This window comes from [Zimmermannella] alba NBRC 15616 (assembly GCF_001570905.1).
Taxonomy (GTDB): domain Bacteria; phylum Actinomycetota; class Actinomycetes; order Actinomycetales; family Microbacteriaceae; genus Pseudoclavibacter; species Pseudoclavibacter albus.
Map to the genome: position 1 here is coordinate 1 of NZ_BCSO01000015.1, position 24,937 is coordinate 24,937.

Annotated in this window: 28 protein-coding genes and 1 tRNA gene; 10 read left to right on the forward strand and 19 right to left on the reverse strand. The window is 66.1% G+C overall.

Annotated elements, in window-relative coordinates; genetic code table 11:
• The first annotated feature begins 86 nt into the window (after positions 1-86).
• The 5 genes from ZAL01S_RS08830 to ZAL01S_RS08845 all read left to right on the forward strand — a co-directional run bounded on the left by ZAL01S_RS08830 (position 87) and on the right by ZAL01S_RS08845 (position 3,899).
• The gene (locus ZAL01S_RS08830) at positions 87-713 is read left to right on the forward strand and encodes a cation diffusion facilitator family transporter (RefSeq protein WP_066082350.1); all 627 of its coding nucleotides are present in this window, start codon (positions 87-89) and stop codon (positions 711-713) included.
• A gap of 54 nt (positions 714-767) precedes the next feature.
• Positions 768-2,255 carry an MFS transporter gene (locus ZAL01S_RS08835; RefSeq protein WP_083523230.1) on the forward strand — a complete coding sequence of 496 codons (1,488 nt, stop codon included), beginning with the start codon at positions 768-770 and terminating at the stop codon, positions 2,253-2,255.
• Positions 2,256-2,851: 596 nt separating this feature from the next.
• Positions 2,852-3,304, forward strand: a complete 453-nt coding sequence (locus ZAL01S_RS10365) for a DUF6973 domain-containing protein (RefSeq protein ID WP_159421664.1) — start codon at positions 2,852-2,854, stop codon at positions 3,302-3,304.
• Positions 3,301-3,468: a hypothetical protein gene (locus ZAL01S_RS10370; protein WP_159421665.1), complete on the forward strand. Its 168-nt coding sequence runs from the start codon at positions 3,301-3,303 to the stop codon at positions 3,466-3,468. The genes ZAL01S_RS10365 and ZAL01S_RS10370 overlap by 4 nt, the downstream gene beginning before the upstream one ends.
• Positions 3,465-3,899: a hypothetical protein gene (locus tag ZAL01S_RS08845; RefSeq protein WP_066082356.1), complete on the forward strand. Its 435-nt coding sequence runs from the start codon at positions 3,465-3,467 to the stop codon at positions 3,897-3,899. Before ZAL01S_RS10370 ends, ZAL01S_RS08845 begins: the two co-directional genes overlap by 4 nt.
• A 73-nt stretch (positions 3,900-3,972) precedes the next feature.
• On the opposite strand, the gene ZAL01S_RS08850 is transcribed toward ZAL01S_RS08845, so the two are convergent.
• The 9 genes from ZAL01S_RS08850 to dcd form a co-directional block, all read right to left on the reverse strand.
• Positions 3,973-4,890 carry a cation diffusion facilitator family transporter gene (locus ZAL01S_RS08850; RefSeq protein ID WP_066082357.1) on the reverse strand — a complete coding sequence of 306 codons (918 nt, stop codon included), beginning with the start codon at positions 4,888-4,890 and terminating at the stop codon, positions 3,973-3,975.
• An 11-nt stretch (positions 4,891-4,901) separates the two neighbouring features.
• Positions 4,902-7,187 carry a heavy metal translocating P-type ATPase gene (locus tag ZAL01S_RS08855; protein WP_280465059.1) on the reverse strand — a complete coding sequence of 762 codons (2,286 nt, stop codon included), beginning with the start codon at positions 7,185-7,187 and terminating at the stop codon, positions 4,902-4,904.
• A 55-nt stretch (positions 7,188-7,242) separates the two neighbouring features.
• Positions 7,243-7,452, reverse strand: a complete 210-nt coding sequence (locus tag ZAL01S_RS08860) for a heavy-metal-associated domain-containing protein (RefSeq protein WP_066082359.1) — start codon at positions 7,450-7,452, stop codon at positions 7,243-7,245.
• Between the two features lie 52 nt (positions 7,453-7,504).
• Complete coding sequence (locus ZAL01S_RS08865; RefSeq protein WP_066082361.1) at positions 7,505-7,870, reverse strand: metal-sensitive transcriptional regulator; 366 nt, start codon at positions 7,868-7,870, stop codon at positions 7,505-7,507.
• Between the two features lie 152 nt (positions 7,871-8,022).
• Positions 8,023-9,636: a DUF7059 domain-containing protein gene (locus ZAL01S_RS08870; protein WP_066082363.1), complete on the reverse strand. Its 1,614-nt coding sequence runs from the start codon at positions 9,634-9,636 to the stop codon at positions 8,023-8,025.
• Between the two features lie 273 nt (positions 9,637-9,909).
• Positions 9,910-10,935, reverse strand: a complete 1,026-nt coding sequence (locus tag ZAL01S_RS08875) for an LLM class flavin-dependent oxidoreductase (RefSeq protein WP_066082365.1) — start codon at positions 10,933-10,935, stop codon at positions 9,910-9,912.
• A gap of 115 nt (positions 10,936-11,050) precedes the next feature.
• Complete coding sequence (locus tag ZAL01S_RS08880) at positions 11,051-11,590, reverse strand: NUDIX hydrolase (RefSeq protein WP_066082367.1); 540 nt, start codon at positions 11,588-11,590, stop codon at positions 11,051-11,053.
• A 48-nt stretch (positions 11,591-11,638) separates the two neighbouring features.
• The gene (locus ZAL01S_RS08885; protein ID WP_066082369.1) at positions 11,639-12,757 is read right to left on the reverse strand and encodes a VIT1/CCC1 transporter family protein; all 1,119 of its coding nucleotides are present in this window, start codon (positions 12,755-12,757) and stop codon (positions 11,639-11,641) included.
• A 205-nt stretch (positions 12,758-12,962) separates the two neighbouring features.
• Positions 12,963-13,568 (reverse strand): dCTP deaminase, encoded by a 606-nt coding sequence (gene dcd / locus ZAL01S_RS08890; RefSeq protein WP_066082371.1) that lies wholly within the window; start codon positions 13,566-13,568, stop codon positions 12,963-12,965.
• A gap of 128 nt (positions 13,569-13,696) precedes the next feature.
• Here dcd and ZAL01S_RS08895 point away from each other — a divergent pair.
• Positions 13,697-13,767: transfer RNA gene (locus ZAL01S_RS08895), tRNA-Gly, on the forward strand.
• 255 nt (positions 13,768-14,022) lie between these two features.
• Here ZAL01S_RS08895 and ZAL01S_RS10375 read toward each other — a convergent pair.
• From ZAL01S_RS10375 to ZAL01S_RS08925, 7 genes are all read right to left on the reverse strand, one after another.
• Positions 14,023-14,196: a hypothetical protein gene (locus ZAL01S_RS10375; protein WP_159421666.1), complete on the reverse strand. Its 174-nt coding sequence runs from the start codon at positions 14,194-14,196 to the stop codon at positions 14,023-14,025.
• 41 nt (positions 14,197-14,237) lie between these two features.
• Positions 14,238-14,831, reverse strand: coding sequence for a GNAT family N-acetyltransferase (locus ZAL01S_RS08900; protein WP_066082373.1), 594 nt, complete (start codon positions 14,829-14,831; stop codon positions 14,238-14,240).
• Positions 14,832-15,002: 171 nt separating this feature from the next.
• Positions 15,003-15,542 (reverse strand): YceI family protein, encoded by a 540-nt coding sequence (locus ZAL01S_RS08905; protein ID WP_066082374.1) that lies wholly within the window; start codon positions 15,540-15,542, stop codon positions 15,003-15,005.
• A gap of 418 nt (positions 15,543-15,960) precedes the next feature.
• The gene (locus tag ZAL01S_RS08910) at positions 15,961-17,265 is read right to left on the reverse strand and encodes an ATP-dependent DNA helicase (RefSeq protein WP_066082377.1); all 1,305 of its coding nucleotides are present in this window, start codon (positions 17,263-17,265) and stop codon (positions 15,961-15,963) included.
• The gene (locus ZAL01S_RS08915) at positions 17,262-19,400 is read right to left on the reverse strand and encodes a cytochrome c oxidase assembly protein (RefSeq protein ID WP_083523226.1); all 2,139 of its coding nucleotides are present in this window, start codon (positions 19,398-19,400) and stop codon (positions 17,262-17,264) included. The genes ZAL01S_RS08910 and ZAL01S_RS08915 overlap by 4 nt, the downstream gene beginning before the upstream one ends.
• Positions 19,401-19,654: 254 nt before the next feature.
• Entirely contained in the window at positions 19,655-19,942 is a 288-nt protein-coding gene (locus tag ZAL01S_RS08920) for an HU family DNA-binding protein (RefSeq protein ID WP_066082379.1), read from the reverse strand.
• A 239-nt stretch (positions 19,943-20,181) separates the two neighbouring features.
• Complete coding sequence (locus ZAL01S_RS08925) at positions 20,182-20,571, reverse strand: ArsR/SmtB family transcription factor (protein ID WP_066082381.1); 390 nt, start codon at positions 20,569-20,571, stop codon at positions 20,182-20,184.
• A 78-nt stretch (positions 20,572-20,649) separates the two neighbouring features.
• On the opposite strand from ZAL01S_RS08925, the gene arsB reads away from it, so the two are divergent.
• From arsB to ZAL01S_RS08940, 3 genes are read left to right on the forward strand one after another with little or no spacing between them, the layout of a single operon-like run.
• Positions 20,650-21,759: an ACR3 family arsenite efflux transporter gene (gene arsB / locus ZAL01S_RS08930; protein ID WP_066082382.1), complete on the forward strand. Its 1,110-nt coding sequence runs from the start codon at positions 20,650-20,652 to the stop codon at positions 21,757-21,759.
• Positions 21,756-22,187, forward strand: coding sequence for an arsenate-mycothiol transferase ArsC (locus ZAL01S_RS08935; protein ID WP_110467162.1), 432 nt, complete (start codon positions 21,756-21,758; stop codon positions 22,185-22,187). Before arsB ends, ZAL01S_RS08935 begins: the two co-directional genes overlap by 4 nt.
• A 9-nt stretch (positions 22,188-22,196) precedes the next feature.
• The gene (locus ZAL01S_RS08940; RefSeq protein ID WP_066082384.1) at positions 22,197-23,282 is read left to right on the forward strand and encodes an NAD(P)-binding domain-containing protein; all 1,086 of its coding nucleotides are present in this window, start codon (positions 22,197-22,199) and stop codon (positions 23,280-23,282) included.
• Here the strand turns inward: ZAL01S_RS08940 and ZAL01S_RS10625 are convergent.
• Both ZAL01S_RS10625 and ZAL01S_RS10630 read right to left on the reverse strand, forming a co-directional pair.
• On the reverse strand, positions 23,279-23,596 hold the full coding sequence (locus ZAL01S_RS10625; RefSeq protein WP_244875379.1) for a riboflavin synthase family protein: 318 nt from the start codon (positions 23,594-23,596) through the stop codon (positions 23,279-23,281). The genes ZAL01S_RS08940 and ZAL01S_RS10625 overlap by 4 nt on opposite strands.
• Positions 23,597-23,636: 40 nt before the next feature.
• On the reverse strand, positions 23,637-23,888 hold the full coding sequence (locus tag ZAL01S_RS10630) for a hypothetical protein (protein WP_244875380.1): 252 nt from the start codon (positions 23,886-23,888) through the stop codon (positions 23,637-23,639).
• An 89-nt stretch (positions 23,889-23,977) separates the two neighbouring features.
• On the opposite strand from ZAL01S_RS10630, the gene ZAL01S_RS08950 reads away from it, so the two are divergent.
• Positions 23,978-24,394 carry an arsenate reductase ArsC gene (locus ZAL01S_RS08950; protein WP_066082429.1) on the forward strand — a complete coding sequence of 139 codons (417 nt, stop codon included), beginning with the start codon at positions 23,978-23,980 and terminating at the stop codon, positions 24,392-24,394.
• A gap of 236 nt (positions 24,395-24,630) precedes the next feature.
• On the opposite strand, the gene rpsN is transcribed toward ZAL01S_RS08950, so the two are convergent.
• Positions 24,631-24,936, reverse strand: a complete 306-nt coding sequence (gene rpsN, locus ZAL01S_RS08955) for a 30S ribosomal protein S14 (protein ID WP_066082386.1) — start codon at positions 24,934-24,936, stop codon at positions 24,631-24,633.
• Position 24,937: the final 1 nt, after the last annotated feature.

Here is a 24,937-nt window from a genome sequence, read left to right on the forward strand (position 1 = left end):
GGGGCGCGGGGGACGGGGCGCGGGGGACGGGGCGCGGGGCGGAGCGGGGAGGACGAGGCGGAGCGCAGAGAGGCCACAATGGACGCATGGACTCGACGCAGGATGCAGCAGTCGTCAAGCGACTTCGCCGCGCCGTGCTGCTCGTGGCAGGCCTCAACTTCGGCTACTTCTTCGTGGAGTTCGGCATCGCGCTCGCCATCGGCTCAGTGTCGCTCCTCGCCGACTCGGTCGGCTTCCTCGAGGACACCTCGGTGAACCTGCTCATCGCGATCGCGCTCGGACTTCCGCTCGCAAAGCGCGCCCTTGCAGGCAAGGCGATGGGACTCATCATCCTGCTGCCCGCCGCAGCCGCAGCTTGGAAGCTCGTCGAGAAGTTCGGTCAGCCCACGCCACCGGACGTCCTCTCGCTGTGCCTCACTGCAGGCGGTGCCGTGCTCGTGAACCTCACGTGTTCGATCATCCTCGCCCGCTTCCGCGACCACGGCGGATCCATGAGCACCGCCGCATTCTTGGCAGCACGCAACGACGTCATTGTGAATGTCGCGATCATCGTGATGGGCTTCATCACGCTCTGGACGGGGTCAGGATGGCCGGACATCGTACTCGGCGCGATCATCATCCTGCTCGCAGCATGGGCCGCCCACGAAGTGTGGGAGGTCGCCGAAGAGGAGCAGCTCGCCGCGAAGGCGCTCGCGGGCGAAGAGATCGACTAGGCGCGCCACCTCACGGAAACCGGAATGTCGCCGGTGGTCACTACGATGCGCCGCATGACGGACATCTCCCACGCAGCAGCCGACAGCAGTGACTCGACGGCCAAACTCGTCACGAGTGTCGACGGCACAGCCACGGTCACGCAGCGCGAACTCAACTCGCGAGCACGTGCCTGGATGATGTACGACGTCGCGAACTCTGCTTTCCAAGCGATCTGCGTCACTTTCGTCTTCGCAACCTTCCTCGCGAGCGACCTCTTCCTCGACCCGGCCATCGCCGCGATCGGCAAGGCGAACCCGCAAGACCCCACGTACCTCGCTGCGCAGGCGAACGCCACCTCCACGATCGCGCTCTTCGACACGATCGCGGCCGTCATCGTGGCGCTCATCGCACCGGCCCTCGGCGCACGCTCCGACGGCTCCGGCCGCCGCCGCGCCTGGCTTGGCATCTTCTCGCTCATCACGATCGCCTGCATGTTTGGGATGTACTTCATCACCCCGGCCCCCTCGATGGTGGCGTGGGGTGCGCTCCTCCTCGCGGTCGGTGTGCTCTTCTCGGAGTTCGCGGGCGTCAACTACAACGCGATGCTCTCGCAGGTGGCCACGCCGAAGAATCTTGGCCGCGTCTCGGGCACCGGATGGGGTTTCGGCTACCTCTCCTCGATCGTGCTGCTCATCCTCGTGCTCGTGCTCTTCATCCAGAACTTTGGCGTCGATGGTGTCGCGGGCGTTCTCAAAGTGCCGTCGGGTGCCGAGGGTGAGGGCCTCAACATCCGCCTCGCGATCGTGCTCTCGGCCGTGTGGTTCCTCGTCTTCCTCATCCCGATCATGCGCAAGGTACCGGAGCTCCCCGCCGACCCGAGCCGCGAACGCCGCCCCTTCTTCGCGACGTACCTCGACCTCTTCCGCACGATCAAGCGCCTCGCATCCACGAGCCCGAAACTGCTGCTGTTCCTCGTCGCGAGTGCCGTCTACCGCGATGGCCTCAACGCCGTGTTCAAGTTCGGTGCCATCCTCGCCGCGCAGGTGTACTTCTTCTCCTCGAGCGAGGTCATGTACTTCGCGGTCGCCGCGAACCTCGTTGCCGGTCTCGGCACGGTCGCCGCGGGATGGGTGGATGACAAGCTCGGATCAAAGCGCGTCATCGTCGCCTCGCTCATCGGCCTCGTCGGCGTCGCGATCGCCGTGTTCGTGCTGAGCAACGACAAGATCGTGTTCTGGGTGCTCGGCCTCGCGCTGTGCCTCTTTGTCGGCCCGGTGCAGGCCTCGAGCCGCTCGTACCTGTCGCGCATCACGCCGGCGAAGCACGAGGGCGAACTCTTCGGCCTCTACACGACGACGGGCCGCGCCGCGAACTTCCTCGCTTCCACGCTCGTCGTCATCTTCCTCGCCGCCTGGGGCGACCCGAAGCTCTCGATCATCGCGATCGCGATCGTGCTGCTGGCCGGTCTCGTGCTGGTACTTCCGATCGAGTCGAGACCGAAGCACGCGAGCCTGCGCGCTGAAACCGAGCAGCAAGCTGCAGGAGACGTCACCGTCCGGTAACCCCAGAGTCGGGCATTCTGCTAATGCTCCCCAGCAACTGAATACTCACGCCACTAGGGGGAAACTATGTGGGGCGCAAACACTGACGAATTGCGTGGTGTCGCGGGGATTTCGACACGCACGCTGGCACGTGCACGGAGGCTTCGGCCACCACGAACAGCGAAGTCGATCAGCTCGTGTGGATCGGACCGGACGCCGACATGTTCCGTGCTGATTTCCAAGTCCAGGTTGTGGATGCTCTCACTGCGACGGCAACTGTCGCACAGGAGGCGAGCACCTTTCTCATGGAGCAGGCACAGCAACAGGATGACGCGTCTGCTGCTGGTTCAGGGTCGCGCAGCTCGAGCACGTCAGACTCAGGGAGCCGATCGGGTTCTGGGTCGGGTTCTGGGAGCGGATCAGGTTCGGAATCGGGTTCGGGATCTGGCACCAGAAGCGAATCCGGCTCTCGTTCAGGGAGCGGCTCAGGCTCGAGTTCAGGTTCCGAGTCCGGCTCTGACTCAGGAAGCGAATCCGGCTCCGGTTCGGGTTCCGGCGAGCAGACACAGCAGGGTGATGCGAAGACCGATTCGCAGGCAGAGCCCCTCGACAAGGACATGCAGAAAATCCTTGAGGAGTACCAGGTCTCGGACGGCGAAATGACGACGTGGGAACCCGGCTTCCCCTTTAACCTCGCCACCGACCCGATCAAGATGACGACCAAGGAAGCCGAGATGCTCAACGACCTCAATCTCATCGAGCAAAAGGACTTCAAGGACGTCAAGGAGACGGCCTACGCGTCAGCCGACCAAACCTTCGCCAAGACTGACTTCACGGGGGCCGAAACGCAGAACGACAACCACAACGACGCCTACCGCCACGCCTACTGGAACGCGCTCATGACGAGCCGCTTCGGGGAGGGATGGGCCTCGGACTTCGCCACCGCGCACGAACAGGTTCCGGGCAATGAACCGGCGCGCGAGGCGATGGACCTGCACAACAACGAGGTCGGCCGCCGTATCGCACGCGAGAATCCGGATGCGAGCCCCCGGAGCTCGGGACGCTCGTGAAACAGGCTGTCGAGAACGGTGACATGGTCGTCATCGACAAGAACGGTAACCTTGCGCCCTCAAACCAGGTAGAGGTTGGGCAGACCGGCCACCCCAAGCCCAGCCAGGCCCCTCTGGAGGGCAAGGACCCGCAGTTCAACAACCAAGGAGCTGAATCCTCATGAAGCGGACCGCCGTCCTCATCACCTCACTCATGGCACTCGCCCTCGTCCCGATGCTCAGCGCCTGCAGCGCCGCACAGGATTCACTCTGGGTCAACGATTCCGACCTGGACGACGCCATCATGAGCGCCCGCGACGGTGAAACGGTTCCGATCGAGGAAACAACCGACTTCGAGTGGGATCATGTCGCGTACTTCGCTGAGGGTGCGATGCGGGATGACATCTCTGCTGTTGTCGGTACCGAGGTGCCGTTGAAGGAGGAGCGCTACACGGGGTCCGCCAACCTCTTCGTGTTCACGAAGGACGGCGAGATCGTCGCACTCGTTCAAACAACTCCGGATGCGCTCGTGAGCGGCAGCAACACCATGCATGGCAACGACGCGGTCCTCACGATCGACAAGAACGGCTACCTCGGAGTGGCAGCCGGCAGTTAGGAGTCGCCGCGGCAGGCACACCACCGAATGTGCTTGCCGCGGCGGCCTCGCCGAAGCAGACCTTGAATGCACGCTACGCGTGCATGTGGTCGAGGTGAGTGGATGCTGCCGCCACGGTCTCGAGCTGGATCGTGCAGTGCTCGATCGCAACGTCATGATGGTGCGCGAGACAGTCCTGAATCTCTTGCAGGATCGACTGCGCGTGCCCGTCGCTGAAGCACTCATCAGCCAACACAACGTGGGCGGTGAGAATCGGCATCCCGGTTGCCACAAGCGAGGCGTGGAGGTCATGAACGGACTCCACGTGCGAGACCTTGAGCATGTGAGCTCGCACCTCATCGAGGTCGAGTCCGGCCGGGGCCGCCTCCATCAGAATGTTGGCAGCCGTCTTCAGCACGGTGTAGGCGCGTGGGAGGATGAGCGCGGCAATGAAAAGGCCAGCGACAGCATCCGCACGCACCCAGCCGGTGAAGTACACGACCGCGGCACTCACGAGCACTGCCACCGAACCGAGCGCATCGTTCGCCACCTCGAGAAACGCAGCACGCATGTTGAGGTTGTGCTTTCGGCGCGATACGAGCAGCGCAAGCCCAAGCAGGTTCGCAGCGAGGCCCAGCACACCGACCACGGCGATGCCCTCCGGTGACACAACGGGCGGATCGATGAGACGCTGAATGCCCTCGACCGTTGCGTAGATCCCTGCGACGAGCAGAACGAGCGCCTGAAGCGCGGCGGCGAGCACCTCCGCGCGAGCCCAACCCCACGTGCGGCGGTCATCTGCGGGTCGCAGCATCATCGTCGCGGCAAGCGCAGCGATGATGAGCCCGGAAACATCCGTGAGCATGTGCGCGGCGTCCACCAGGAGTGCGAGCGAGCCGGTGATGGCAGCCCCAATCACTTCGGCGACAAGCACGAGCGAGGCAACCCCGAGGCTCATGAGCAGGCGCCCGCGGTCACCAACATGCTGGCCGTGGTCGTGTCCGCATCCCATGTGTGCCCTCCCTAGTCCTTCATGGTCGACGCCCGAAATACATTCAATCGCAGCGAGTTGAGGACGACGAAGAGCGAGGAGCACGCCATCGCAGCACCCGCAATTGTTGGGCTCAGGTAGCCGAGCGCGGCGAGCGGGATGGCGGCCACGTTGTAGCCGAAGGCCCACACAAGGTTGCCGATCATGGTGCGGCGCATGGCGCGCGAGAGGCGGATGGCGTCCACGACCGCGCCGAGGTCATCACGCACGAGTGTGATGTCGGCGGCTTCCATGGCCGCATCCGTGCCGCCGCCCATCGCAATGCCGAGCGTGGATGCCGCGAGCGCGGGCGCATCGTTCACGCCGTCGCCGAGCATCGCCGTTCCGGGCCCGAGATCCTGAATGATCCGGAGCTTTCCTTCGGGTCGCACTTCCGCGTGCGCCTGTGGGATACCGAGTTCGGTTGCGACGGCCCCCACCGCGGCGGCGCTGTCGCCGCTCACAAGCACCGGTTCGATGCCGAGTTCCCGCAGCGCGTTGATGGTGCGCTTCGTGACGGGGCGGATGCGGTCGCCGAAGCTCAAGACGGCGCGTTCAGTGCCATCCACCTCGACCGCGATACTCGTGAGGCCCTGCGCCTCGAGCTCGGCAAGTTCGGCAAGGCCCGCTTCGGAGCGCACCCGGCCGACCCGGACCGTGTGACCGTTCGCCGTCGCGATGACGCCCTCGCCCGGGATGCTGCGGAAGTTGCTCGCTTCCGAGAGCGTGTAGCCGCGCTGCTGCGCGTGCGCGACGAGCGCGCGAGCAATCGGGTGTTCCGAGTGGGCTTCGACGCTTGCGGCGAGACGGATCGCCTCCACGGCGTCAATGTGGTCGATCGGCGAGACGGTGCCGACGACCGAAGCCTGATGAATCTCGAATTCGCCACTCGTGAGGGTGCCGGTCTTGTCGAGCACGATCTGGTGAAGCTCACGCGCATGCTCGAGCGCTTCCGGGCCACGGATGAGGATGCCCATCCGCGCGCCGCGGCCGCTGCCGACGAGGATGGCCATGGGGGTGGCGAGGCCAAGCGCGCACGGGCAGGCGATGATGAGCACCGCCACCGCCGGGCCGATCGACTCGGCGAGGGGATGCCCGAGCATGAGCCATCCCGCCAGGGTCCCGAGCGAGAGCAGGATGACGAGCGGCACGAACACGGAGGAGATGCGGTCGGCGAGGCGCTGCGCCGCGGCCTTGCCGGACTGCGCGTCGTCCGCCATCCGCGCCATCCGTGCGAGGACCGTGTCGTCGCCGACGCGCGTCGCCTCAACGACGAGGGAGCCCGTCGTGTTGAGGGTTGCACCCGTCACCTCGTCGCCGGCAGCAACCTCGCGGGGTAGCGATTCGCCCGTCACCATTGAGGTGTCGATCGCGCTCGATCCCTCGACGATGACACCGTCAGTCGCAATGCGGGTACCCGGTCGCACGAGGAAAAGGTCGCCGAGCTGGAGTTCAGCGGCGGGGATCTCGCGGGTTTCCCCGTCCGCCTGCACGAGTTCGGCGCGGTCGGCGGCGAGGGTGAGGAGGCTCTTCAGGGCCTGGCCCGCTGCACGCTTGGCGCGCGCTTCGGCGAGGCGTCCGGCCAGCATGAACACGGTGACACTCGCCGCGACTTCGAGGTAGAGGTGGCCTTGCGCGCCGGTGCGGTCGAGCTCGAGGCCCATCTCGTGCCGCATCCCGAGCATCCCCGCGTGACCGAAGATGAGCGACCAGAGCGACCACGCGAGCGCTGCGGTAATGCCGAGCGAGATGAGCGTGTTCATCGACATGCCGCGGATACCGCCGTGGCGGATACCAAGCCAGGATGCTCGATGGAAGGGCCACGCACCCCATGTCGCTACGGGGAGCGTCAGCACGAGGGCGAGCCACTGCCAGCCGGGGAACTGGATGGCGGGGATCATCGAGAGCGCCACAACGGGGACCGCGAGCGCGAGGCAGATCCAGAGTCGACGCGCAAGGCTGCGCGCGGCGTCATCGCGGGCCTGCTCGCGTTGCTCGTCCGCCTCACGCTGGGCTGCTGCAGCTCGCGGATCGGGTGCGATGCGGGCGTGATAGCCAGCCTTCTCGACGGCAGCGACGGCCCGCTCAGCATCCTGTTCAGTGAGACCGGCAGCGCTCTCGGCTGCGCGCACTTCGGCCCGTTCGAGCGCGAAGTTGACGCTCGCTTCGAGCCCCTCGAGCTTGTTGAGGGAACGCTCGATGCGGTTCGCGCAGGCAGCACACGTCATGCCCTCGAGTTCGAGGGTGAGGTGGGTTTCCGGCGCGTGTGAGCGTGCCACTGTGGCTCCTTCGGGGTTGGGGTGCTACGTGCCGCGTTGCTGCCGCGGATGTGGACTAGTCGTCGAGGAGTTCGTAGCCGGCTTCTTCAACCGCCTCGGCGAGGTCGGCGCGGCTGAGCGGTGCTTCGGAGGCGATGCGGGCGCTGCCGTCTTCGGCCGAGACTTCAACCTCGGTGACGCCGTCGAGCTTCATGAGTTCGTCGGTGACGGCCTGCTCGCAGTGGCTGCAGCTCATGCCGTCGATCTGGATCTGGGTGGAGATCATGCGGGGAACCTCTCGTGTTGTGGGGTGACGCATCCGCGTCAGGGATTGGGGTTTAGCTCTTCACGAGGCGCGTGATGGCGCGCGTCGCCTCGGCGATCTTGGCGTCGATTTCGCTCGAGTCGCCGCTCTCGGCGGCGGTGTGCGCGGCGCCGGTGACGCAGTGGGTGAGGTGGTCTTCGAGGAGGAGGAGCGCGATGTTTTCGAGGGCGCTTGTTGCGGCGGAGATCTGCGTGATGACGTCGATGCAGTAGCGCTCGTCATCCACGAGTCGCTCGATGCCACGCACCTGCCCTTCGACGCGGCGCAGACGTTTCAAGATGGCCGCCTTGTCGCTCACGTAGCCGTGCTGGTGCTGACCGTTGTCGCCTGGTCCGCCGTGCGCGCACGCCTCGTCGGGCGTCGTGTGCTCGTCCGTCATTGCTGCACCTCCACAGGCAGCAACGATACCCCTCGGGGGTATATTCCCGACACGGTGTGTCACGAAGCCGTGACCAGATTTGGGCGTAGAGCACTCATCCCCTCCATGGCGAGGGATAGCCGCTATATTCCCAAATCTGGTCAGCCAGGCGGCTACACCCAGGCAGGCTCGAGGAAGCCGAGCTCCACGAGGCGACGTACCTCGGGTGCAAGCGCCTGCTTCATGGCATCCGTCTCCACATCGAGCAGCGCCGCGAGCGCAGGCACGATCTGCGAGCCGGCGAGTTCGCCATCGCACACGCCCACAAAGCCCGCGAGCGACGTCGAGAGCGGGTACGTGCGACGGAAGCCGCCGCCCTGGCGCAGGAGCATCGCGCTCGGGTGCTCATCGCCGGGGCGCGAGTGGCGTTCTTCAGTGACATCCCCCGCAACGACCAACGTCTCGTCGAAGAGCGCGTCATCGTCGAGGCCGCGAAGCCACTCGAGACGTTCCCACGCGCTCTGCACGACCGGACCAAGCGGCTGGCCGAGCTGGTGCGGCAACGACTCGAATCGGCGAAGCGGGTCAGCTTCGCCATCCTGCTTCGAGAAGCAGAGCAGGCCCATCCCGACCGCGCGGATGCCGCGCTCGGCGAAGTCGCGCAGGTAGTTCGCGAAACCCTCGCGCCACGAGTCAAGCTCAGCGTTCTCCTGCGCGTCCTTGAGCCACATGTCCGCGTATTCGATCGGCGTCGCCTCTTCGCGGAGCACGATCCACGCATCGAGGCCCGGCTCGAGCCACTCGTCGAGCTTCGCGTGCCAACCTTCGTCACCCTCGCGGATCTCCCAGTTGCCGAGCATGCAGGCGCGGCCGCCGGGGGTGAGGATGCTGGGGAGTCCACGCACGAGGGTCTCGACGATGCGGTCGCCCTCGGCACCGCCGTCGCGGTAGGTGAAGCGTTCAGCGGCGGATTCCTCGCGGCGCCGCGGGGTGATGACGAACGGCGGGTTCGAGACGACAAGATCGAACTGCTCCCCCGCGACCGGTTCGAGCATCGAGCCGAGGCGCAGGCTCACGCGTTCCTCGAGCGCCTCGGGGTTGAGGCCGAGGGCGGGTGCGTTGAGGAGGAGGTTGAAGCGGGCGAACTCGATTGCGCGTTCGGAGATGTCGGTCGCGACGACGAGGTCCGCGTGGGCGAGCAGGTGCATTGTCTGCACGCCCATGCCGACGCCGAGGTCGAAGGCGCGGGCGACGTGTTCGCGCGGGGTGAGCTGGGCGAGGAGTGTCGTGGCGGGGCCGATGCCGACGACGTGGTCGCGGCGGAGGGATGCTTCGTGACCGATGCCGCGGGCCGCGCGCTCGCCGAGCTGGACGCCGCCGAGGTCGGAGGCGATCCACCAGCAGGCCTCGTCGGATTCGTAGGGACGGATGTCGACGCGGGCGAGGACGGTGCCGTCAGGGCCGCTGCGCTCGGCGAGGCGGGCGCGCTCGAGGAGTTCGAGTTCGGGGATGCGCTGGGCGGCTACGGGGAGGCCGAGGAGGAAGAGTTCGACGATCGCGCCGAGTTCGCCGCCGCGATTCTCGAGTGCGGCGAGTGCTTCGTTGGCGGGGACGATGAGGTCGCGGTGGAGGGCGGCTGCGGCCTCGACACCGAGGAGCGATTCGATGCCGTCGATCGTGTAGTTGAGGCGATCGAAGAGGGCGCGAAGCTCGGTGAGGAGCGGGAGATCGCCGGTGACGGGGGCGTCGTTCGGGTCGTCGAAGTGGGAAGCAGCTGCGTCAGTCACCCGGCTATTCTTGCGCGTCCCCGCGAGGTGGTCGACATCACCGAGGTGGTCGAGTGCGAGCCGAAGGCTCGTGTATCGAGACCACCGGCCCCGACTGCTTCCGCAATTGGTCAGAATCGGGGGTTCGTCGCACACATGGCCTCATCCGGCCGATTTCTGACCAGTTGCGGCGCCGGAGGCCCATGCCACCCCCGGAAATCTGGCATCTGGCGGCCCTTCGAGACCGCATGAGGGTCAAGGGGTCCCCAAATGCCAGATTTCCGGAGTCCCAGCTCACGGCAGGTACGGCGCGAGCGCCTCGAGCGTACGGATCCGGTCCTCCACGTCGTACGTCGTCGCGGCAAGCAGCAGCTCATCCGCGCCGGTCTGCTCGGCAAGTTCCGCGAGCTGACGCGCGACCTGCTCCGCCGTCCCGAGGTGCTGCGTCCCGCGCACACGCGCGAACAGCTCCTGGTCGACAATGCGGGATGCCGTCTCGGCAGCTTGCTCGGGCGACTGCACCGGCCCGAGCTTCCCCATCCGGAGCTGCCAACCAGCGATCCGGCTCGGCATCGCCAGCCGCTTCGCCTCCTCGAAGGAGTCCGCGACGATCACGCTCGCGCTCATGAGCACGCGCGGCTTCGGCCACCGCTCGGACGGCGTGTAGTGGCGGCGGTAGTGGTCAACCGGCGAGACGGGGTTCGAGCCCATCCCGAAGTGGTTCGCGAAGGAGTACGGCAGGCCGAGCTTTGCCGCGAGTTCTGCTCCGTAGAGGCTCGATCCGAGAATCCAGACCTCCGGGACGTCGTTCCCCGCCACCGGCGTCGCGCGGAGCCGGCGCAGCCACTCGCTCGAATGCTCCGGCCGCACCTCGCCAAGGAGTCCGAGCAGCTCAAACACGTCCTCCGGAAAGCGCTCAACGGCTTCGTTCCCAGGCGCACGACGCAGCCCTGCGGCCGTGATCGGGTCTGTGCCGGGCGCGCGGCCAAGGCCGAGGTCGATCCGTCCCGGGAACATGGCTTCGAGGAGCGCGAACTGTTCGGCGACGATGAGCGGCGCGTGGTTCGGGAGCATGACACCGCCGGAGCCGAGCCGAATCTGCGAGGTGCCCTGCCCGAGGTGGGCGAGTAGCACGGCTGGCGAAGTGGAGGCGACCGAGGAGGTGTTGTGGTGTTCGGCGACCCAGTAGCGGTGGTATCCGAGCCGGTCGGCAGCATCGACGAGCCGCTTCGAGGCGGCGATCGCGTCGGCGCTCGTGGACCCGTCCGAGACGGTGACGAGGTCGAGGACGGACAGCTTCGGTAGGCGCAGCGTGCTCATGGCAGCTACAACAGCACGGCCGGATGCCGCATTCCCGTGCGACCCGCCGCTCGGGGCAATGCCGCGCACGTGCCGAGCCGCACCGGCCTGGCGCTGGCGTTGGGGTTGGCGGCAGCTATGCGGATGCCGTCCGAATCTGACGCCTCTCGAGGAGCTCACACTCGGGCCCACCCGCAACGGCGGAGCGAATCCGGTAGGCGAGGTCTTCGCGCATCGGGGGCAGGTCCGTCACCGGATACCACTCGACGCGCGTCGATTCATCGTCGCCGACCGCGCCCTCACCAGAGAGCCAGCGGCAGCGGAAGGTGAGGTCGAGGTACTGCGCCTGGTCGCCGTTCACGTGCGTGACCTGCTCAGTGACCGAGAGGAGCGTGAGCCGCTCAACCTTGATCTCGACCTGCGCCTCTTCCATCGCTTCCCGTCGCGCAGCTTCGGCCGGATGCTCACCCGGGTCGACGATGCCCGTGATCGGCGCCCAGTTGCCGTTGTCACTGCGGAGCACGAGGAGCACCTCGAGCGCTTCGGGAGCGGCGCCGTCGATCGAAGCATTCGGGGCATCCATCCGCCGGAGGACGATCGCCGAAGAGCCTGGCAGCCAGAGCGGGGCGTGGCCGATCTTCTCGCGGAGTTCGACAACAAAGGGCGGGATGGGCATGACGTCCTTTCCGAGGGTAACGGTGCGGCGTGTGCCTCGCGGGCAGCGCTAGCCCGCGATGACTCCTCCGAAAGCGAGTCCCAAGAGGTACGTGGCAGCCGCGGCGCCGTAGCCGATGAGGAGCTGTCGCAGCGCACGCTTCCACGGGGTGACGCCCGAGAGCACGCCCACGATGCCGCCGGTGAGCAGGAGCGCGAGCCCCACCACGACGGCCGACACGAGCACCGCGAGCAGGCCCGACATCCCGACGAGGTACGGCAACACCGGGATGAGTGCGCCGACCGCGAAGAAGCAGAAGCTCGATCCGGCGGCCGTCCACGCGGTGCCGATCTCTTCGTGCTCCGCGTTGTGGAGGCCCGTAAAAGCTTCCCGTTCGGGGTCGACGCCCTGAAGGCGGAACATCTGCTCGGCGCGGGCTTCAGCGTCTTCCCGGCTCATGCCGCGGGCACGGTAGACGAGGGCGAGTTCGTTCGCGTCAACGTCGAGGCGCGGGATGATGCGGCCGGTCTCCGGGTTCGGGGTGGATGCTTCGAGGAGTTCGCGCTGCGAGCGGATCGAGACGTATTCGCCCGCGCCCATCGAGAGGGCGCCGGCGAGCAGGCCCGCGAGGCCCGTTGCGAGGACGAAGGGGGTGGGGGCGCCGGTCGCGCCGACGCCGAGCACGAGGGCAAGGTTTGAGACGAGGCCGTCGTTCGCACCGAAGACGGCGGCGCGGAACATGCCGGACATGCGCGAGCGTGAGCGCATGGCGAGGCCGCGGACGACCTCTTCATGGATGCGCTCGTCGGCGGCCATCTGGGGGGTCGCGTCAGCGTCGTCCGCGTACGGGGTGCGCGATTCGGCGCGCTGCATGAGGGCGAGCACAAACACGGAACCGAAGCGGCGGGCGAAGGCGCCGAAGAGGCGGGTGGAGAAGTCGGGCTTGACGCCGCCGGTGCCGTGCTCGCCGAGGAGGCGCTGCCAGTGTGCTTCGTGGCGGCCTTCTGCTTCGGCGAGGCGGAGAAGGATTTCGCGTTCTTCGCCGTCTCGTTTCGCAGCGAGGTCGTGGTAGACGGCGGCTTCCGCGCGCTCGTTCGCGAGGTACTTCCGCCAGCGCGCGAGGTCGCGCGAGGTGGGGGTGCGGGCGAGATCGCCGGTGCCTGGCTCAGCGCGGGTGTGGGGAGACATGTTTCCAGCCTAGTTGGGCAGCTTTTGGGGCGGCTTTTCTAGCGGGCGGTGGCCAGATTGCCGCTCGGGCGCGGTGGCCAGATTGCACGCTTCAGGAAATGGATGCGTGAGGAGCATCCATTTCCTGAAGCGTGCAATTCAGCCACTGCCACCGGAGCGCACGGCGGCCCCCGCCGTCGGAGCGGCCATGCCGGAGCGAGGGGCCCTACTGCCCCGCAGCGCCGGCGTCGGTGACGGATACGTCGACGCGCGTGAAGTTCTGGAAGCTGCGGGATGCCGTCGGGCCGCGCTGGCCGAAGTAGCGCGACTGGTATTCCTTCGAGCCGTACGGGAGTTCAGCTGCCGAGGAGAGGTTGAAGAAGCAGAGCTGGCCGATCTTCATGCCCGGCCACAGCTTGATCGGGAGCGTCGCGACGTTCGAGAGTTCGAGGGTGACGTGGCCCTGGAATCCGGGGTCGATGAAGCCCGCAGTCGAGTGCGTGAGCAGGCCCAGGCGGCCGAGCGAGCTCTTGCCCTCGAGGCGTGCGGCAACGTCATCCGCGAGCGTCACCTGCTCGAATGTTGCCGCGAGCACGAATTCGCCCGGGTGCAGGATGAACGGCTCGTCGGGCTTCACCTCGACGAGGCGCGTGAGGTCGGGCTGCTCTTCAGCCGGGTCGATCGTCGCGTAGCGGTGGTTGTCGAAGAGACGGAAGTAGCGGTCGAGGCGGACGTCCACCGAGGCGGGCTGCACTGCCTTCGGGTCTGCCGGGTCGAGCGCGATGCGCCCGGATTCGATGCCTGCACGGATGTCGCGGTCGCTGAGGAGCATGCTCCGAGCGTACCGCGGCGGACCGCTTGCTACACTTGCGGGGCTGGGCAAATCGCCGCGAGCTTCGAGTTTGTGGCCTCACGCACCCGGCGAGCACCGCCACCTTCCAGGCCAGCGGAGCACCCCATGGGGCTGTAGTTCAATGGTAGAACTTCTGCTTCCCAAGCAGACAGCGCGGGTTCGATTCCCGTCAGCCCCTCCGAGCGAGACCCCCGACCACCCCCTCCGGTCGGGGGTCTCGTCGTCTCATCACTCCATGAACGCGCCCCAGCGAGCGCCTGGCTAATGCATCACCCCACCCATTCGCCGCACGGTAAACACCCGGTGAAAGTCCACCCAGCAAAACACTCCGCTCAGCTGCGCCCCATCCCGTGACGGCACCGCCAAGCAACAAGCCCCGATCCCTCAACTCCATGACGAACGCGAAGCGTTCGCCATCACGCGCCGCCCCGGCCTACCGCTCGAGCCGACGCTCCACAATCACGTCACTCAGCCAGCTCGCCGCGAGCGACAAGGACAGGCTGTACGCAAGCAACGTCTTCGATGACTTCTCCTTCTGCAGGAGCAATGCGAGCGTCAACGCCACCAGGACGTGGGTGAGATTGCTGAGGCGCTTCGTGGGTGACATGGCCATTCCTTTCGTCGTGTTCCGGGCCAGACACCGTCACGCTACGAACCACCACCGACATTCGATTTTTCCAGCTCCGCCGCGACGCGCGCCTCGAGCCCAGCCCGCACCGCGGCCCACTCCTCGCGCACGATGCTGAAGTAGTCGACGTCCGCGATCGTGCCGTCGGCAGCGGGGCGGAACCGACGCAGCGTCCCCTCGAACCTCGCACCCAGTCGCGCGATCGCGGCGTGCGAGCGCGTATTCCGGTGGTCACAGCGAAGCGAAACCCGCTCTACGCCAAGCTCACCGAAGGCGTACCCAAACATGAGCAGCTTCGCGCTCGGATTCACCATGCCGCCCCACACGTCGCGGGCATAGAACGTATTGCCGACTTCAACCCGAAGCCCCGGCACGTGATCATAGAAGGCAGTCCGGCCGACCACCTCGCCGTCCAACTCGACAGCAAAGGCCAGCGTCGACTCCGGCGCCATGAGCGCCTCGAGGTGGGCCCGCATCTCGGCGTCGTCGCGAGGCATCGGCGAGGACATTCCCGCCCACATAGCTTCGTCGATGAGCGCTCGCAACGCCGGCGCATCGTCAACAGTCAGCGGGCGGAGCGCGACCGGGCCAAGGTGCAGAGTGACTGGATGCATCTCACCAGACTAGCTGTGCAGAAATGGCAGTATTTGGAGCTTCAAGCCTCCACACGCCTCGACGCCCCAAATACTGCCATTTCTGCACATGCCCCGGCAGGTAACAGCCCCAGCCCCCGTTACGAAGCGGGCACTGGCACGAAGACGCGCCGGAAGCCGGCGAGGCTACGACTAGGCGTTGAGCGCGAACTGGAGGTCCAGCTCAAGCTTGACCTCTTCGCCGAGCATGACACCGCCGGTCTCAAGCGCGGCGTTGAAGTTCACGCCAAAGTCGGTGCGGTTGATCTTGGTCTTGGCCTCGAGGCCGAGCTTCGTGTTGCCGTACGGGTCAACGACGACACCGCCAACCTCAACATCGAACACGACGGGCTTCGTGACGCCGCGCATCGTGAGCTCGCCCTCAACCTTGAGCTCCTCCTCGTCACCCTCGACCTTGGTCGAACGGAAGGTGACCTCCGGGAACTCGTCAGCGGCGAAAAAGTCGCCCGTGCGGAGGTGCTCGTCGCGCTGCTCCTGGTTCGTGTTGATCGACGCGACCTTCACCGAGCCGCTGGCGCTCGACTCTGCCGGGGTGGCGCCGGTGATGAGGGTGGCTGTGGCCTCTTCGAAGGTGCCCTTGACCTTCGAGATGGCGAGGTGGCGGATCTGGAAGGCGACCGTCGAGTGGGTCGCGTCGAGGGTCCAGGTGCCGGCGGGGATGGTGTTCGACATGGGGTTCTCCTTGGAAGTCGGGGGTTCTGCGAGACAGAAACAGTTTGTTGTATCTGCAACCAATGCAACTGTAGCGCGAAATGCTTGCAGGTGCATCTTTTTCTGCAGAGGCTCAGCCGACGCGGAGGAGCTGTTCACCAGAGAAGCCCGCGTGGCCCGATTTCATGCGGGAAGAGAGGGGATGACGGATGCGACGTACGCGAGCCGCGGCCGTCACATTCCGGCGCCACAGAACTCACAGAAGAGGCCACAGAACCAGACTCGACTCCTCGGAACGGAGCTGTTCGAGTAGGCCGCAGGCCGTATCGAGATCACGCGGTGTGGCAGCGCTCAGACCGGTGGTCTCGATACACGCGCTCCGCGCGCACCGCCGGATCGAGTACGGGCCACAGGCTCGTGTACCGAGGTCTCGACCACCTCAGTTGGACGCAGCCTGCTCCTGCTGACGCTTCCGCGCCGCAGCGATCCCCGCCATGAAGCGCATGACGTGCTCATCCACAAAGATGTCACTCGGCTGCAGATCCCGCGAAAGGTAGAGCCCCTCAAGCGAGCGAATGCGCGAGAGCGCCACATAGCTCTGCCCCGGGCTGAACGCGCCCCGACCGAGATCGACAATCGCGCGATCGTAGGTCTTCCCCTGCGACTTGTGGATCGTCACCGCCCACGCGAGCCGGAGCGGGAACTGCGTGAACTCCCCCACCACCTCGCGCTTGAGTTCCTTCGTGAACGGCGAGTACGAGTACTTGAGCTTCTCCCACACGAGCGGCTCAACCTCGTGCTCCTCACCGTCGATCTCGACGTACACGGTGCGATCGATCCGCGTCACTTCACCGATCGATCCGTTGACCCAGCGCCCGTCAGCATCGTTCCGCAGGAACATGACCTGCGCGCCAACCTTGAGCTCGAGCTCCTCCTCGGCCGGGAACGGCCCGCGCCCGAAGTCACCCGACACCTCGGCACGCGCCGTCATCGCGCGTCCACCGAGCGAGGCGAGCCGCTGCGCATTGATCTGGTTCACGCGGTCGTTGCGCGTCGCGAGCGTAATGACGCCTTCGGCGGGCGGCGTGCGTCGTCCCACCTCGTTGAGCCGCCCCGCCATGTCGGCGGTCACTTGCCCGTAGCGGACGGCGTTGAGGATGCGTTTGAACTCGTCGTCGTGCTGCCGGTGAATCTCCCGCAGCGCGAAGATCTTGAGCTCAACATCGCGCCACACCTTCGCGTCGAAGAACCACAGCGACTGGTACGTGTCGTCGATGTAAGCGCGCTCGTCCGGGTCGCGCGGCGGCACGGGCGAGAGCTGGAACGGGTCGCCGAACATGACGATCTGGCATCCACCGAATGCTTCGCGGGTGCGGCCACGGGCTTGCCGGAGCGAGCGATCGATCGCATCCATGAGGTCAGCCGACACCACCGAGATTTCGTCGATCACCAGGGTGTCGATCTCCTGCAGGAGCTTGCGGACTTCGCTTGTCTGCTCGATCGGCTGGTCACCGATGACGCCGATCGGCAGTTTCAGCAGCGAGTGGATGGTCTGCCCACCGACATTGAGCGCGGCGACGCCCGTCGGCGCACAGATGACGAGCTCTTTCGAGGTGTTCCACGCGAGGTGGTTGAGCAGCGTCGACTTGCCGGTTCCGGCGCGTCCGGTCACGAAGAGGTGTTCCCGCGTCGTTTCGATCGCGTCGAACACCGCCTGCTGTTCGGCGGTGAGGGTGATCGTCACGAACGGCCCCCGCGCTGCGCCTCTCGCTGGGCGTCGAGTTCGGCGAGCTTGCGCAGGTGCGCGTTGTAGGCCTCGAGTTCGGCGTCGCCGTGCGCTTCGACGCGCTGGTCGCGGTGGCGGGCGACGCGCTCATCCCGGCGGAACCATTCGATCGACACGATGACGGCGAGAATGACGGTCGGGAATTCGCCGATGCCCCACGCCGCGGCACCACCGAGCTGCTGGTCCTGCAGGGCACTCGGACCCCAGGTGCGGCCCATGTTGCCGAACCAGTCGGCGACAAGGAGGCCTTCGCCGGTCATGATGCTGAGGCCGAAGAAGGCGTGGAAGGTCATCACGAGCACGAGCGAGATGAGGCGCATCGCGTAGGGAGCGCGCTTGACCGGGTCGACTCCGATGAGGGAGGACGAGAAGAGGTAGCCGACGGTGAGGAAGTCGGCGATCATCCACATGTGCCCGACGTGGTCGGTGACGGCCCAGCGGAACAGCGGCGTGTAGTAGAAGGTGAGCAGCGACAGCGCGAAGAGCACTGCGGCTACGACGGGATGCGAGATGAAGCGCCCCCACTTGGAGTGGACGGCCTTGAGCGCCCACTCGCGCGACCCCTCAGAGCCGTCCTTGCGTGGCTTCACGGCGCGAAGGAGCAGCGTGATCGGCCCCGAGAGCGCAAGGAAGATCGGGATGAGCATCGTGAGGATCATGTGCTGCACCATGTGGTGGCTGAACATGAACTTGCCGTAGACGATGAGGGCGCCGTTCACGAGCCAGATGAGCACGAGCATGGCCATGACGAAGGAGACCGAGCGGAAGATCGGCCATCGGTCGCCGCGCTTTGCGAGGCGGCGTACGCCCGCGAAGTAGAAGAAGATGCCGAGCAGCGCGAGGAGCGTCCAGATCGGGTCGAAGCGCCACTCGGTGAACAAGCGCATGAACTCGAACTCGGGCGGGTGGACTTCGCCGGTGAGGATCTGCGCGGGGGTCGGGTCTTGCAGCTGGTCGGCGGTGAGCTGCGGAACCGGGGTGGGGGTGCGGCCGAGCGCGGCCGCGATGCCGGCAACCGCACCCATGACGGCGAGCTCGATGACGATGAGTTCAACCATCGGGCGAGTGGTGGATGCCTGTTCGTCGAGCCGCGTGCGCATGCGGGCGATGAGGCGTCGCCGCTGCAGCGCGCCGAGCACGCCGAGCAGGATGAGCCCGACGGCCTTCGCCATGATGAGCATCCCGTATCCGGTGCCGAAGAGCGCATCCACGGTGCCGAGGTTCAGGATCGAGGAGACGACGCCCGAGAAGGCGACGACGATGAAGCTCAGCAGCGCAAGCGAGGAGTAGCGCTCGATCATCGCGAGGCGTCGCACGCCCGGCATGGCGGCAGCGAGGACGGCGATGACGAGGAGCCCGCCGAGCCAGACGGCCGCGCCCGTGTAGTGGAGCGTCAGCGAGCCGACCGCAGTCTCATGCCCTGCGGCCCCGGCGGCGTGGCCCTGCGAGGCGAGCGGCCAGAGGCAGAAAAGCGCCCACACCGTGGTGAGGCCGACCGGCCACGGGCGGCGCACGGCGAAGACGAGGGTCGAGAGGATCGCGACCATGACGAGCGCCATGAGCCAGTTTTGGCCAGCCGCGATGGTCGAGAGGAAGAACCAGAGCTGCTGCCCGAACGCCGCATCCGCAGAGAACGGCACGTTCGAGATCTGCAGGAAGGTGAAGAGGATCGCGCCGAGCGTCGCAATGACCCAGGCGACTGCCGAGCCGCTCGCGAAGCGCATCGCCAGCTCAAATTCGGATTCGTCACGCGAGAGCACCCAGGTGCCGAACACGAGACCGCCGATCGTGGCGGATGCGGCGATGTTCCAGAGGAGACGCATGACCGGGACGCCGACCATCACGATCGGGCCCGGATCGGCCACGGCGAGGGGCGCCGCGCCACCACCGACGGCGAGGGCGGCAATGAGCGCAAGCACCGCGGCCCCCGCGAAGGCGATGGGGCCGAGCGTGAGCAGGCGAGAGGTGACGGATGCTGCTGGCCAGCCTGCCTGCGGGTCGCCTGCAGGGACCACCGCTCGCTTCTTCGCGCGAGTGCGCGTCGCGGTGCGCTTGGGGGCGCGCTTGTCGGCGGTGGATGTCGTTGCAGGCATGGTTTCTCAAGCCTACGACCGACCACGGACATCCGCGCGGTTGGCTCGGGGCAGGATGCGGAACTGCGCAGGTGCGGGCGGGGTGGTCCGGCCGGTGCTCTCGATACACCCGGCTTCGTCGGGTACTCGAGCACCTCAGCTGAGGATCCGGGCACTCGAGCACCTCAGTTCCCGCTCGACGAGCGGCGAGCAGAGACGGCAAACGGGCGGGCCACCCTGAGGTGACCCGCCCGTGAAGCTTTGCGAAGCAGTGACTACTTGACGGCAGCCTTGAGCTTCGAACCAGCCGAGATCTTCACGCCCTTGGAAGCGGCGATCTGGATGGCCTCACCCGTCTGCGGGTTGCGGCCGGTGCGGGCGGCACGCTGGGTCTGCTCAACCGACATCCAGCCGGGGATCGTGACCTTGGTGCCCTTGGCTGCGTGGCCAGCGAGTGCGCTGAAGAACGCGTCAAGGACGCGCGAGACCTCGGCCTGCGAGAGGTCGGTCGAACCGGCGATCTCAGCAACGAGCTCGGTCTTGTTCACGGTCTTGTCTGCCATGTGTCCTCCTCGGACGGGTTACCCGCCGATGCGGCGGATCGTTCAGGGTGTGCCGCCGGATGGCGACTGGATGCGCGCACGGGGGCGCGTATCCCAACGCCTGGATGTCAGGCGAACGTTGGTCACGCTACCTGCCGCAAGCCGAAGAACCCCGGAAATCCGCGGAACACGCCGCGATTTCCAAGGTTTTCCTGGGCAGAAACCCCGTTATCCACAACTTTTGAGCCCGTTTTGCGCCCTCAGCTCGGGTTTGGGGCCGGTTCTGGGCGCTCATCACCGAGTGCAAGTACCGCCTGCAATTTGGCGAATGCCGAGCGGTTCACGCAGTAGAACATGCGCTTTCCCTCGCGTCGACGACGAAGCAGGCCCGCCTCCGTGAGCCGGGTGAGATGGTGACTCACCGTGGGTTGGGTGACACCGAGCGGTACGACGAGATCGCCCGCGCTGACGGGTTGGCAGCCATCGGCAGCGAGCAGTGAAAGCAAGCGAAGGCGCGTCGGGTCGGAAAGCTCCTTGAACAGATCCGCGAAGTGCTCCGCCTCCTGCGTCTCGAGCGGTCCTGTCGCGAGGGAACAACAGCCGGGGCCAGCGGGCTCGCAGTGAGCGTCAAGATTCTGTTCGATGGACATTCATCAAGAATGCTTTGACGTCCGTCTATATGTCCAGTAACGTTTTCATTTAGACACTCATCTATTCATGGAGCGCCCGTGACTCACTCCACCACGACACCCGTCCAGCACGCGAAGCTGTCCTTCCTTGACCGCTTCCTCCCGGTCTGGATTCTCCTCGCCATGGGCATCGGCCTCGCGCTCGGTCACTTCGTCCCCGAAGTCGGCGAGACGCTTCGCGCCATGGAAGTGGGTGGAGTCTCGATCCCCATTGCGATCGGCCTGCTCGTGATGATGTATCCGCCGCTTGCAAAGGTCCGCTACGACAAGACTGGCGACATCACACGCGATCGACGCCTCATGGCCGTCTCGCTCGTCCTGAACTGGCTTGTCGGCCCTGCCCTCATGTTTACGCTTGCGTGGGTCTTCCTGCCGGATGCCCCTGAATACCGCACCGGGCTGATCATCGTTGGCCTCGCCAGGTGCATCGCCATGGTGCTCATCTGGAATGACCTTGCCTGCGGAGATCGCGAAGCCGCAGCCGTTCTCGTCGCCGTAAACTCAATCTTCCAGGTCCTCATGTTTGGTGCGCTCGGCTGGTTCTATCTCCAGATCCTGCCTGGATGGCTCGGCCTCACCACGACATCCGCCGAGTTCTCCTTCTGGGCCATCGTGACCTCAGTCCTCGTCTTCCTCGGCGTCCCGTTGCTCGGTGGCGCGCTGTCACGCATCCTCGGCGAGCACGCCAAAAGTCGCGAATGGTACGAGACGCACTTCCTGCCGCGGATCTCGCCGCTCGCCCTCATCGGCCTTCTCTATACGATCGTGCTCCTCTTCAGCCTCCAGGGCGGCCGCATCCTGAGTTCACCGCTAAGCGTCGCACTACTCGCGGTCCCCCTCACGCTGTACTTCATCCTCATGTTTGCGCTTGGTCTCGGGGCATCTCGCGTTGCGGGGCTCAACTACGCCCGCGCAACCACAGTCGCGTTCACTGCCGCAGGCAACAACTTCGAGCTGGCCATCGCGGTGGCGATCGGCACCTTTGGCCCCCTATCAGGGCAAGCCCTCGCTGGCACGATCGGCCCTCTCATCGAAGTCCCCGTCCTGATTGCCCTCGTGTACATCATGAAGTGGATCGGGCCGCGACTGTTCCCGAACGACTCAACACTCCCCCACCACATCCACGCCTCTTCACAGGAGACACCGTGACCACCCAGACCCCCACCATCCTCTTCGTCTGCAAGAAGAACGGCGGCAAGTCTCAAATGGCCGCCGCGCTCGCTGAGCTTCACGCTGGCGACCGCGCCGAAATCCACTCGGCAGGAACGCACCCAGGCACTGCAATCAATGCTCTGTCTGCTGACGTGATCGCTGAGCTCGGCGCTGACATGTCGCGCGGCGTTCCGAAAGCGATCGATCCAGATCTGCTTCGACGCGCCGACCGCACGATCATCCTCGGCAACGAAGCACAGGTGGAGCCGATCGAAGGCATGCGCGGCACGATCGAGCGTTGGATTACCGACGAGCCCTCCGTGCGCGGTATTGAGGGCGACGAGCGGATGCGGCTCGTGCGCGATGACATCGACCGACGAGTAGGAACCCTCCTTTCTGAGCTGGGTATCACCAACGCCTCGTAGCCTCGTGCCGTGCAGCATGACGTGGATGTCCTCATCATCGGCGCGGGCCAAGCAGGGCTCGCCGCTGGGTACTACCTACACCGCGCAAACCGCGACCTCGCGCCCGCGCGGCAGGTGAGCTTCGCGCTCGTCGACGCGCGGGACGAGCCGGGTGGCGCTTGGCAGGATGCCTGGGACTCGCTCCGTCTTTTCTCACCGAGCGACACCAGCTCGCTTCCCGGCCGTCAACTCGCGCCCGAACCCGGCGTGACATACCGTCTTGCCTCAGTCTTGCCCGAATACTTCCGCGACTACGAGGCGCGCTACGAGCTCCCCGTCACACACGGAGTCCGCATCCGTTCGGTGTTCCGGGACGGCAAACGCTGGCTCGCACTCGGCGAAGATGGCCAGCAATGGACAGCCCGCATCCTCATCAACGCAACAGGGGTGTGGGATGCACCCGTCATCCCACAGATTCCTGGCGCGGACACCTTCTCCGGCGAACTCCTGCACACGGTTGATTACCGTCGCGCAAGCGACTTCACCGGCAAGCGTGTTGTCGTTGTTGGCGGTGGGAACTCCGGAGCGCAGATCGCCGCAGACCTGCTTGAGACCGCCGCATCCCTCGACTGGACGACACGTCGACCGCCCCGGCTCATGCCGGACCACATCGACGGAGCAGACCTCTTCCGCCTCACGAGCCTGCGCGTCGCAGGCAAGCCCATCTCACCGGACGACGTACCCGTCGGCGACATCATTGCGGTGGAGAGCGTGCGCCGGGCGCGCGATAAACACGGACTCACCGCACGCGAAATGTTCACGCACTTCGACGATCGGGGCGTTATCTGGCCTGATGGCTCCCGAAGCGACGTAGACACAGTCATCATGTGCACCGGATTTGCCCCCGCGCTCGCGCATCTTGCCCCGCTGGGGCTCGCGCATCCTCCGGCCGTCGACGACATTGAACCGAGCCAGTCGCGAGAGCACCCCGGCCTCTTTTTCCTGGGATACGGGGACTGGTGTGGCCCCGCCTCCGCCACGATCATTGGCGCGGGCCGTGCTGCGAAGGGATGCATTGCAAGCGTCCTCGACTACCTCGCTGAGGCGCGACGCTAACCCTGCCGAAACTCGGCGAGGCGGGCGGCGTAGCGGGCCAACACATCCACTTCGATGTTCACGTGATCGCCCACCTCGAGCGTGCTGAAGCGGGTCGCGTTGAGGGTGGATGTGATGAGCCCAACCTCGGACCAGTACCCCCGCATCGGCGGGCGAGACGGCCGTGACGGTGAGCGAGATGCCGTCGAGCGTGATCGACCCTTCACTGCGCAGAGCGGTGCGAGCTCCAGCGGGACGCTCACGCGGAGCCTCGTCGTGCCGTCCGACGGGGCGACGGCGAGCACCTCACCGACTCCGTCCACATGACCCTGCACGATGTGACCGTCGCGGAGCGAGTTCGGGGCGAGGCACCGTTCAAGGTTGACTCGGTCGCCGGGTTGCAGCCCGCCGATAGGTTGTGCGCGCGAGGGTTTCGCCTATGAGGTCCGCCTCGAAGCGGCTCGTTCCGGTGGCAGCGCCAAGTGCGAGGGTGAGGCAGGCACCGTTGACGGCGAGGGAGCCGCCCTCCGGGAGGTCGCCGGCATCCAGCACGAGCCGGGCCGAGCCGTCCTCTCGCCGCTCGAGCGATTCGACAACGCCGGTGCCCTGCACGATCCCCGTAAACATGCGGCCATCCTCCCACGCTCGCGGTGGCCGGCGAGCGAACTGCTGCGTCGCTCACGCCGCGTCCCCGCATCCGGTCGCACACTGGTGACATGACGAAGCGCCCCACCGTCCTCTTCCTCTGCATCCACAACGCCGGCCGCTCGCAAATGGCTGCCGGCCTCATGGAGCACCTCGCGGGTGACCGTATCGAGGTGCGCTCCGCGGGGAGCGCACCCGCCGAGTCGCTCAACCCGATGGCGGTGGAAGCAATGCGCGAGATCGGCATCGACATCGCGGGCCGCCAGCCGCGCATCCTGGACCCGGAGGACATGCGCACGATCGACGTCGTCGTCACGATGGGCTGCGGCGACGAGTGCCCCTTCTTCCCGGACGTGCGCTACGAAGACTGGCAGCTTGATGACCCGGCAGGGCAGGACCTCGAGACGGTGCGCCGCATCCGGGACGAGATTCGTGCTCATGTTGAACAGCTTGCTGAGGAGTTTGTGCCGGCAGTCAAGCCTCAGTAACGGATGAGCCGTCAAAAATGTGCACTGACATGGCGATCTTGTGTGGGACACGCGATAGCGCACTCAGTGCACTTTTTTGACGCATCCTGCTGAGTCGGAGGGCGACAGGTGGGGGCACTAACAACGAAGAAGGCGGGCACCCAGTGGATGCCCGCCTTCTTCAGGGAGTGGGATCGAGGCAGAACCTCGATCAGTTGAGGTATGAACCTCACGGTCGCTCGAGGCGACCGAAGTGGTTACCAGCTCGACTTGGTGATGCCGGGGAGCTCACCGCGGTGAGCCATCTCGCGGAAGCGAACACGCGAGACACCGAACTTGGTGAGGACGCCACGGGGGCGGCCGTCGATCGAGTCGCGGTTGCGAACGCGGACCGGCGAAGCGTTGCGGGGGAGCTTCTGAAGGGCGACGCGAGCCTCTTCACGCGATTCGTCGGTGCCGTTCGGGTCAATGAGCTGCTTCTTCAGCTGGAGGCGACGCTCGGCGTAGCGGGCGACGATCTCCTTGCGCTCTTCGTTCTTGGCGATCTTGCTCTTCTTAGCCATG

Excerpts from the sequence above, each read along its gene's own strand:
- ZAL01S_RS08845 (WP_066082356.1), top strand. The coding sequence starts at position 3,465 with ATGAAGCGGACCGCCGTCCTCATCACCTCACTCATGGCACTCGCCCTC.
- ZAL01S_RS08900 (WP_066082373.1), bottom strand. The coding sequence starts at position 14,831 with ATGCATCCAGTCACTCTGCACCTTGGCCCGGTCGCGCTCCGCCCGCTG.
- ZAL01S_RS08880 (WP_066082367.1), bottom strand. The coding sequence starts at position 11,590 with ATGCCCATCCCGCCCTTTGTTGTCGAACTCCGCGAGAAGATCGGCCAC.
- ZAL01S_RS08865 (WP_066082361.1), bottom strand. The coding sequence starts at position 7,870 with ATGACGGACGAGCACACGACGCCCGACGAGGCGTGCGCGCACGGCGGA.
- ZAL01S_RS08950 (WP_066082429.1), top strand. The coding sequence starts at position 23,978 with ATGACGAAGCGCCCCACCGTCCTCTTCCTCTGCATCCACAACGCCGGC.
- ZAL01S_RS10375 (WP_159421666.1), bottom strand. The coding sequence starts at position 14,196 with ATGTCACCCACGAAGCGCCTCAGCAATCTCACCCACGTCCTGGTGGCG.
- ZAL01S_RS10630 (WP_244875380.1), bottom strand. The coding sequence starts at position 23,888 with ATGTTTACGGGGATCGTGCAGGGCACCGGCGTTGTCGAATCGCTCGAG.
- ZAL01S_RS10365 (WP_159421664.1), top strand. The coding sequence starts at position 2,852 with ATGCAGAAAATCCTTGAGGAGTACCAGGTCTCGGACGGCGAAATGACG.
- ZAL01S_RS08915 (WP_083523226.1), bottom strand. The coding sequence starts at position 19,400 with ATGCCTGCAACGACATCCACCGCCGACAAGCGCGCCCCCAAGCGCACC.
- ZAL01S_RS08850 (WP_066082357.1), bottom strand. The coding sequence starts at position 4,890 with ATGGGATGCGGACACGACCACGGCCAGCATGTTGGTGACCGCGGGCGC.
- ZAL01S_RS08875 (WP_066082365.1), bottom strand. The coding sequence starts at position 10,935 with ATGAGCACGCTGCGCCTACCGAAGCTGTCCGTCCTCGACCTCGTCACC.
- rpsN (WP_066082386.1), bottom strand. The coding sequence starts at position 24,936 with ATGGCTAAGAAGAGCAAGATCGCCAAGAACGAAGAGCGCAAGGAGATC.
- ZAL01S_RS08835 (WP_083523230.1), top strand. The coding sequence starts at position 768 with ATGACGGACATCTCCCACGCAGCAGCCGACAGCAGTGACTCGACGGCC.
- ZAL01S_RS08905 (WP_066082374.1), bottom strand. The coding sequence starts at position 15,542 with ATGTCGAACACCATCCCCGCCGGCACCTGGACCCTCGACGCGACCCAC.
- dcd (WP_066082371.1), bottom strand. The coding sequence starts at position 13,568 with ATGCTCCTCAGCGACCGCGACATCCGTGCAGGCATCGAATCCGGGCGC.
- ZAL01S_RS08830 (WP_066082350.1), top strand. The coding sequence starts at position 87 with ATGGACTCGACGCAGGATGCAGCAGTCGTCAAGCGACTTCGCCGCGCC.
- ZAL01S_RS08885 (WP_066082369.1), bottom strand. The coding sequence starts at position 12,757 with ATGTCTCCCCACACCCGCGCTGAGCCAGGCACCGGCGATCTCGCCCGC.
- ZAL01S_RS08860 (WP_066082359.1), bottom strand. The coding sequence starts at position 7,452 with ATGATCTCCACCCAGATCCAGATCGACGGCATGAGCTGCAGCCACTGC.
- ZAL01S_RS08920 (WP_066082379.1), bottom strand. The coding sequence starts at position 19,942 with ATGGCAGACAAGACCGTGAACAAGACCGAGCTCGTTGCTGAGATCGCC.
- ZAL01S_RS08925 (WP_066082381.1), bottom strand. The coding sequence starts at position 20,571 with ATGTCCATCGAACAGAATCTTGACGCTCACTGCGAGCCCGCTGGCCCC.